This is a genomic window from Hymenobacter sp. (assembly GCF_036388155.1).
Classification (GTDB): Bacteria; Bacteroidota; Bacteroidia; order Cytophagales; family Hymenobacteraceae; genus Hymenobacter.
Genome location: NZ_DASVSI010000018.1, coordinates 23431 through 29687, shown reverse-complemented (window position 1 = coordinate 29687; position 6257 = coordinate 23431). Strand labels below are relative to the sequence as shown.

Below are 6257 nucleotides of genomic sequence, written 5' to 3'. Positions count from 1 at the left end.
AATTCCGAAAGCATCGCCTTGCTGGAACAAGAGCTGAAAGCCAAACCCGGCCTGCCCGTGATGGAAGACCTCACCGCGCGGCTGCAGCTGGTTTTCCACTACTTTGCCGAGCGGAACTTCAGCAAAGCCAACTATGCCATGTTGCGCCTGGGCCGCACCGACCACTGGCTGGAAGAGCACCTGGGCCTGGAGTGGCTGCTGAAAAAAAACATGGGCGAAATGCTCATCCAGCTGGAGCTCGGGCACGAAGACCTGGCCCTGGGCCGCCTCAAAGCCATCGAGCGCAGCCTGGTGGAGCGGTTTCCGGCCGCGCCAGCAACTGTCGTTGCCGCCGAAGAACCGCCGACAGCGGCAACGATTGCCGGCGGCCCCTACCATTTCGTGCTGAGCTACCTGGGACTGGTGCAGGCCGTCATCAACAACCCGGCTTCGGCTCGCAGTGCCGAGTTCGCGGCCCGGGTCGAGGAGTTTCCGGTTTTCCTGCCCTCCGAACGCGAGGACTTGCAGGCCATGAGCTTTTATGCGTGGCTGCGGGCCCGCATGTACGGGCGCCCCTACTACGAGGTACTGCTCGAAGTAGCCGAGCTGTAACCACTATTAGAAAAAAGCCCATACGATGACCGTATGGGCTTTTTTGGGGTAAACGGAAGTGCTAGTAGCTAGTCGCGGGTAGCTTCTTTCACGTTCTCTTTGGTTTGCTGGGTCGAGCGGTCGGCGGCGTCGCCCAAGCGCTTCGCTTTGGCTTCGAGCTTGTCGCCGGCGGCTTCGAGCTTGGCGTCGGCTTCGGCCATTTTGGTTTCCATTTTTTTGCCCGCGGCGTCCATCTTGGCGTCCATTTTTTGACCGGCTGCTTCCAGCTTGGCGTCCATCTTTTGGCCGGCGGCCTCCATTTTGTCGCCGGCGCGCTCACCGGCTACTTCGGCGCGGTCGGCGGCATTGTCGGCCGTGGCTTCCGCGTTTTTCTGTTCGGCTTCGGTGCAGGCGGTGGTGCTCAGGGCCACGGCCGAGGCCACCAACAAGGTTTTCAACAAAGTCTTCATGGAACAATGAATGGGGTGAGAAGATGCCGTTTAATCAAGCGCCGGCCCAAAAGGTAACCCGCTCCCCAAGCCCTGCCGTTCGCCCCGGTGCCAGTTGGCTGGCGCTGGGCTAACTTTTTAGTCTCGGCCCTAGTATAGCCCTCACGCACCTTTCCTATTTCGCATTCCCATGGATTCCACCGCCGCCACTCCGCAAACGCCCGCCACTCCCGAAGTGCCCATGGCCGTGACCGACCAGCAAAACACCGCGCTGCTCGACGACACGATTACTTTTCTGACGGCCAGCACCCCCACCAATTCGGGCCCCCAAGGCCGCACCGAAATTGAGCGTTGGCAAGCCGTGCTGGCTTCCACGGAGCGTCCCGGCTTGGCCAAAATCAAGCAGGAGCTCAACCAGCTCAGTGCCCTGCTGGCCGACAGCAAAACCCCGGCCCACGACATCGCCGAAATCCTGGCCAGCCTCGGCGCCGAAACCGCCAAGGTAGCCGAGGACGCCGGCGGCGACTACAGCAGCCCGCTCAACAACCTAAGCAAACTGCTGCTCAAAGCCGGCAACTCGTTGTCGCGGTAGATTCGCCGGTTCGTATACTATTGTAGCGCGACCCGCAGGACCGCAAAGCTAACTTTGTGGTTCGCGTCGCCGCGCGGTCCAGCGTAGTCTGGTCGTGCGCCGCGACGCCTTTGCCTCGTTCGCGCTATTCTTATGTCCCCCCAGCTTACCCCCGCCGACCTCATTCCCTACGACCCGTTCGATGGCATGCAGTTCGGCCCCAGCACCTGCTTCCTCACCGGCCAGCCCGTGGGCCCCGACGATACCGTTCCGGTCTTTGCTGACTGGCTGCAGGCCCGCTACCAGCTCGCCGAGCGTCCCATTCAGTTGCTCGACCAGCGCACCGTGGCCTTCCGCGACCTGCGCATACCCGCCAGCCCAGCCGCCCGCCAGCGCATCGACGAGTTAGAAAGCCAAGTAGAAGCCGCCTCCGCGCAAGGGCCGGCCGCGTTGCGCGCCCTCGGCGACGACAAGCTTTTCCTGTGGTTGGGCAAGATGTTCTACGGCATCTTCATCACCGAGCTGCTGAACGAGTTCGAACCGCTCATCAAGCCCAAGTACCCGCTGGCCGAAAACGCCGCCTTGGTCCGGCGCTTCCAGGCGTTCTTTCAGCTGCTGCAGGGCCTGCGCGTGCCCACCGAGTACGCCGATTTCGTGCCCGGCTCCGTGTTTGTGCTCGAAGCCGATGCCAGCGAGGACCACACGGCTTTTGAATACGACGACGATTTAAACACCCTCGTTTTCAGCATCAAGCTCGACAAAGCCGTGCTGGTGGCTTGCCTGGTCGACATTGGCCTCGTCGGTCAGGCCATGCGCAAAGTGTACGCCGATGCGCAGCGTCCGCTACACCCCGTGCAAATTGCCGAGTTCAAGGCGCGCGTGTATTACGCCGCTCACCTGCTGCACGTTGTGCCCGACCTCTATCCCCGAACCCCGCGCCCCGGCGACACCCATCTGGTGTTCGATGCGCTAATCGATGACGTGACGGGCGCCATTTTCAACCCTTGGGAAAATTCGGCTTACACTCAGGCCCTGGCCGAAATGTGGCAGCGCTGGAACATCACCCTCGCCGACGTAGTGGCGAAGCCCGCCGAGCCCATGACCCTGCTGTATAATTCCGACGGCACTCCACGTGAACTGAAGCACTGGCCGGATTTGTAGTCTGCTCGTCAAGCAGCGCGCAGCGCAGCATTTCGCTCGCAGTTACTCCAGCCAAAAGCTTCTTGGCACTCAGTACGACGGGCTATTTGGTTTATTATCGTGTCGAAACACTCAATCTATCCGCTACTTCTGAGTCTGCTGCCGTTAGCGTCTTGTCTCAACCTGCTCAAGCCCCGGCACGACTTCGCCACTTATACCCCTTACACCGGCCCCAACTACGCCCTCGATAGCTGCTGGGCCGCCCTGCCCACCCGCCGAGACTTCGCCGATGCCGTGCCCCCCAACTCCGGCCTGCGCGACGAGCAAGCCACGGCCGCTGCCGACGTGTTTTTCATCCACCCCACCACCTACTACTGGCGCCAAGGATGGAATGCCAACCTCAGCAGCAGCAAGCTGAACCGCTACACCGACCGCAGCGCCATCCGGCACCAAGCCACCGTGTTCAACGCTGCTGGCCGCATTTACGCCCCTCGCTACCGCCAAGCCACGCTCTATTCTTTCTTCGACGAACAAACCCCCAACAGCCAGGCCGCGCTCGATTTCGCGTACGCCGACGTTAAAGTTGCTTTCCAGTACTACCTCGCGCACTACAACCAAGGCCGTCCCATCATCATTGCTGGCCATAGCCAGGGCACGCACCACGCCACCCGCCTGCTCCATGACCTGTTCGAAAACAACCCCAAACTGCGCCGCCAGCTCGTGGCCGCCTACCTCATTGGCTACAAGGTGAAGCCTAACGAGTACCAAACCATCCGCCCCTGCGCCGATTCGCTGGAAACGGGTTGCTTCGTCACCTACAACGCCGCTGCCACCGGCTACGACTACCCGCCCTTCCAGCCTTTCGTCGTCACCAATCCCCTCACCTGGAAGCTCGACACGCTGGTAGCCCCTGCCCGCCTCAACCGCGGCGGCGTCAGCCAGGAATTTAAGCGCATCGACCCGTACGTGACGGATGCCAAAATTCATAAGGGACTGCTCTGGGTAACACCCCCCAAGCCCAGCGGCTACCCCCGCCTCCTGCTCTCCGGCCGCCCCGAATTGCGCCACTCCTTCCACATCGCCGATTATAGCCTGTTTTACATGAACATCCGGCAGAACGCCAAGGCGCGGGTGCAGGCCTGGCAACAAACAAATCAGTAGCTTGGCACAAACTTGACGTCATGCCCAACGCTGGGCATGAGCGACGGGCGCTTGGCTCATGAAATATCTTGTTCTGCTGCTGGCAATGACCGGCCTGGCCTTCTCGGCCACCGCTCAGACCGCTCCCGTGCTCTACCCGAAGCTCAGCAAAACCCTGGACAGCCTAGCCGAGGTCGACCAGCGCCCCATGCAGCTAATGATGGGCAGCTACCCGACAGCACCCGCGCCCGCCTGATTACGTCGCAACACGTCAACTTCGCCCGCCACCAGCCGGTGCTAGAAGCCATAGTGAAAAAGGTCGGTTTCCCCGGCTTTAAGCAGGTGGGCGAAACCAGTTCTAAAAACTTCTGGCTGCTGGTTCAACATGCCGACGCACACCCGGCTTTTCAGCAGGAAGTACTGAAGCTTATGCTGCTCGAAGTCCAGCGCAAAAACGCGAATAGCAGAAATTACGCCTACCTCGTCGACCGCGTTGCGCTCAACGGCGGCCAACCGCAGACTTACGGCACCCAAGTTGAATACAAAGCGGATGGCCAGCCCACGCCGCGCACTCTCTTCGACCCAGCCAATGTGGACAAACGCCGGGCGCATCGGCATGGAAACGATGGAAACTTACCTTGCCAAAATTAGAGAGATGCAACGGCAGTCGCGCCAGCCGCAGGCGCAGTAGCGGAAGTTGGTATTCTGCCTAAATTCAGCCAGAATCCTATATGAAGCAGTAGGGGCGTAGCAACTGTTACACCGGTAATTGTATCGTCAACTAGTCCGAGCAATTGCTCAGCCACACATTGCTAACTGCTACATGAAAACACTCCTGGTCATACTGATAGCAAGCCTGTCGGCCACCGCGCAAACAATGCCGGCACTCTACCCAAAGCTCAGCAAAACCCTCGACAGTCTCGCCTATGTCGACCAATGGCCGATGCAGCGAATGTTTCAGCAGCTTCCCGATAGTGCCGGGCGAAACTTGGAGGATGTAGAAAAAATCAATTACGCTAGCCACCAGCCGCTGCTAGAAAGAATTATCAAGCAATACGGCTACCCCGGCTTCAAGCAAGTAGGAGAAAAAAGCGCCTACAACTTCTGGCTCATGGTGCAACACGCCGACGCGCACCCCAATTTTCAGCGGCAAGTCCTGCGCCTGATGCTGCCTGAAGTGAAAAGAAAGAATGCTGCCCCCGTCGATTATGCTTATCTGACTGACCGTATAGCGACTAATTCCGGGCAGCTTGAGGAATATGGAACTCAAGTGAAATACACCGGATATGTAGGGAACGACTTTAACAATGTTATTGCTGTTCCTGTTTCATTGCGCGACCCCAAAAACGTAGATAAACGTCGTGCTGCCATTGGCATGGAACCACTACAGAAGTACTTGGATAGGATGGCTGAAATGACCAAGCAAATGAATAAACCCAAGCCACAGGCACAATAAAAAAAGGCCCGCTAGCACAATGCCAGCGGGCCTTTTCAATTAACTACAGGCTGCAATTATGCGCCGATAGCCACGCGCTTGAAGTCCGAAACCGTCATGCCTTTCGACTTGCTGTCGAGCAGTTGGGCGATGGTCACCGAGTTGTCTTTCACGAACTCCTGGTTCAGCAAGGTCTGCTCTTTGTAGAACTTGTTCAGCTTGCCTTGGGCGATTTTCTCCAGCATGGCTTCGGGCTTGCCTTCGGCACGCGCCTGCTCCTTGCCGATTTCGATTTCGCGCTCCACCGTAGCCGAGTCCACGCCGTCTTTGTCAACGGCAACGGGCTTCATGGCTACAATTTGCATGGCTACGTCGCGGCCCACGGCAGCAGCGTCGGCCGAGCCCACGTTCTTTAGGCCCACGAGTACGCCTTTTTTGCTGTCGGAGTGGATGTACGAAGCCACTTTCTCCGCAGTCAGGGTAGCATAGGTCAGGTCAAGCTTCTCGACGATTTTGCCCATCAAATCGGTGATGTGCTCCTGAATGGTCAGGCCATCTTCTTCCTTGGTAGCGAGCAGGTCTTCTTTGGTAGCGGCGTTGGTGCGCACAGCAGCGTCCAGAATGCGCTGAACCAGCTCACGGAAGTTAGCCACTTTGGCTACCGACTCGGTTTCGCAGGCCAGGGCCACCAGTTTGCCGGTAGTGCCGTCTTCGCTCACGCTCACGGCCACAAAGCCTTCCGACGTTTCGTTCTCAGCACGCTTGTCAGCGATTTTCTGACCCGCCTTGCGCAGAATGTCGCGCGCAGCTTCGAAGTCGCCATCGGCTTCGGTCAGGGCTTTTTTGCAATCCATCATGCCGGCACCGGTCATGGTGCGGAGCTTGTTTACGTCTGCGGCGGTAATAGCGGCCATTGGAAGTAGCGCGGACTTTTAGTCCGCGAATTAAGTGA

Annotated in this window: 8 protein-coding genes and 1 pseudogene; 7 read left to right on the top strand and 2 right to left on the bottom strand. The window is 58.8% G+C overall.

Translation table 11 applies throughout. The features are described from left to right. Window positions 1–591 (top strand): annotated as a pseudogene (locus VF629_RS02745) (hypothetical protein); the annotation flags it as partial. Between the two features lie 68 nt (window positions 592–659). On the opposite strand, the gene VF629_RS02740 reads toward VF629_RS02745, so the two are convergent. Beyond that, complete coding sequence (locus VF629_RS02740) at window positions 660–1040, bottom strand: hypothetical protein (protein WP_331056917.1); 381 nt, start codon at window positions 1038–1040, stop codon at window positions 660–662. Between the two features lie 169 nt (window positions 1041–1209). Here VF629_RS02740 and VF629_RS02735 point away from each other — a divergent pair, with 169 nt between their 5' ends. The 6 genes from VF629_RS02735 to VF629_RS02710 all read left to right on the top strand — a co-directional run bounded on the left by VF629_RS02735 (window position 1210) and on the right by VF629_RS02710 (window position 5326). Continuing rightward, entirely contained in the window at window positions 1210–1611 is a 402-nt protein-coding gene (locus VF629_RS02735) for a hypothetical protein (protein WP_331056916.1), read from the top strand. Window positions 1612–1743: 132 nt separating this feature from the next. After that, on the top strand, window positions 1744–2751 hold the full coding sequence (locus VF629_RS02730) for a hypothetical protein (protein WP_331056915.1): 1008 nt from the start codon (window positions 1744–1746) through the stop codon (window positions 2749–2751). Window positions 2752–2850: 99 nt separating this feature from the next. After that, window positions 2851–3891 carry a DUF3089 domain-containing protein gene (locus VF629_RS02725; RefSeq protein ID WP_331056914.1) on the top strand — a complete coding sequence of 347 codons (1041 nt, stop codon included), beginning with the start codon at window positions 2851–2853 and terminating at the stop codon, window positions 3889–3891. A 58-nt stretch (window positions 3892–3949) separates the two neighbouring features. Then, entirely contained in the window at window positions 3950–4126 is a 177-nt protein-coding gene (locus tag VF629_RS02720) for a hypothetical protein (RefSeq protein ID WP_331056913.1), read from the top strand. A 38-nt stretch (window positions 4127–4164) separates the two neighbouring features. After that, window positions 4165–4521 carry a DUF6624 domain-containing protein gene (locus VF629_RS25745; protein ID WP_414653843.1) on the top strand — a complete coding sequence of 119 codons (357 nt, stop codon included), beginning with the start codon at window positions 4165–4167 and terminating at the stop codon, window positions 4519–4521. A gap of 172 nt (window positions 4522–4693) precedes the next feature. Further along, complete coding sequence (locus VF629_RS02710) at window positions 4694–5326, top strand: DUF6624 domain-containing protein (RefSeq protein WP_331056911.1); 633 nt, start codon at window positions 4694–4696, stop codon at window positions 5324–5326. A 56-nt stretch (window positions 5327–5382) separates the two neighbouring features. On the opposite strand, the gene tsf is transcribed toward VF629_RS02710, so the two are convergent. Beyond that, window positions 5383–6219: a translation elongation factor Ts gene (gene tsf / locus VF629_RS02705; RefSeq protein WP_331056910.1), complete on the bottom strand. Its 837-nt coding sequence runs from the start codon at window positions 6217–6219 to the stop codon at window positions 5383–5385. Between the last annotated feature and the right edge of the window lie 38 nt (window positions 6220–6257).

Coding starts and splice junctions, on each gene's coding strand:
- VF629_RS02735 (WP_331056916.1), top strand. CDS start 1,210: ATGGATTCCACCGCCGCCACTCCGCAAACGCCCGCCACTCCCGAAGTG.
- VF629_RS02720 (WP_331056913.1), top strand. CDS start 3,950: ATGAAATATCTTGTTCTGCTGCTGGCAATGACCGGCCTGGCCTTCTCG.
- tsf (WP_331056910.1), bottom strand. CDS start 6,219: ATGGCCGCTATTACCGCCGCAGACGTAAACAAGCTCCGCACCATGACC.
- VF629_RS02730 (WP_331056915.1), top strand. CDS start 1,744: ATGTCCCCCCAGCTTACCCCCGCCGACCTCATTCCCTACGACCCGTTC.
- VF629_RS02710 (WP_331056911.1), top strand. CDS start 4,694: ATGAAAACACTCCTGGTCATACTGATAGCAAGCCTGTCGGCCACCGCG.
- VF629_RS02740 (WP_331056917.1), bottom strand. CDS start 1,040: ATGAAGACTTTGTTGAAAACCTTGTTGGTGGCCTCGGCCGTGGCCCTG.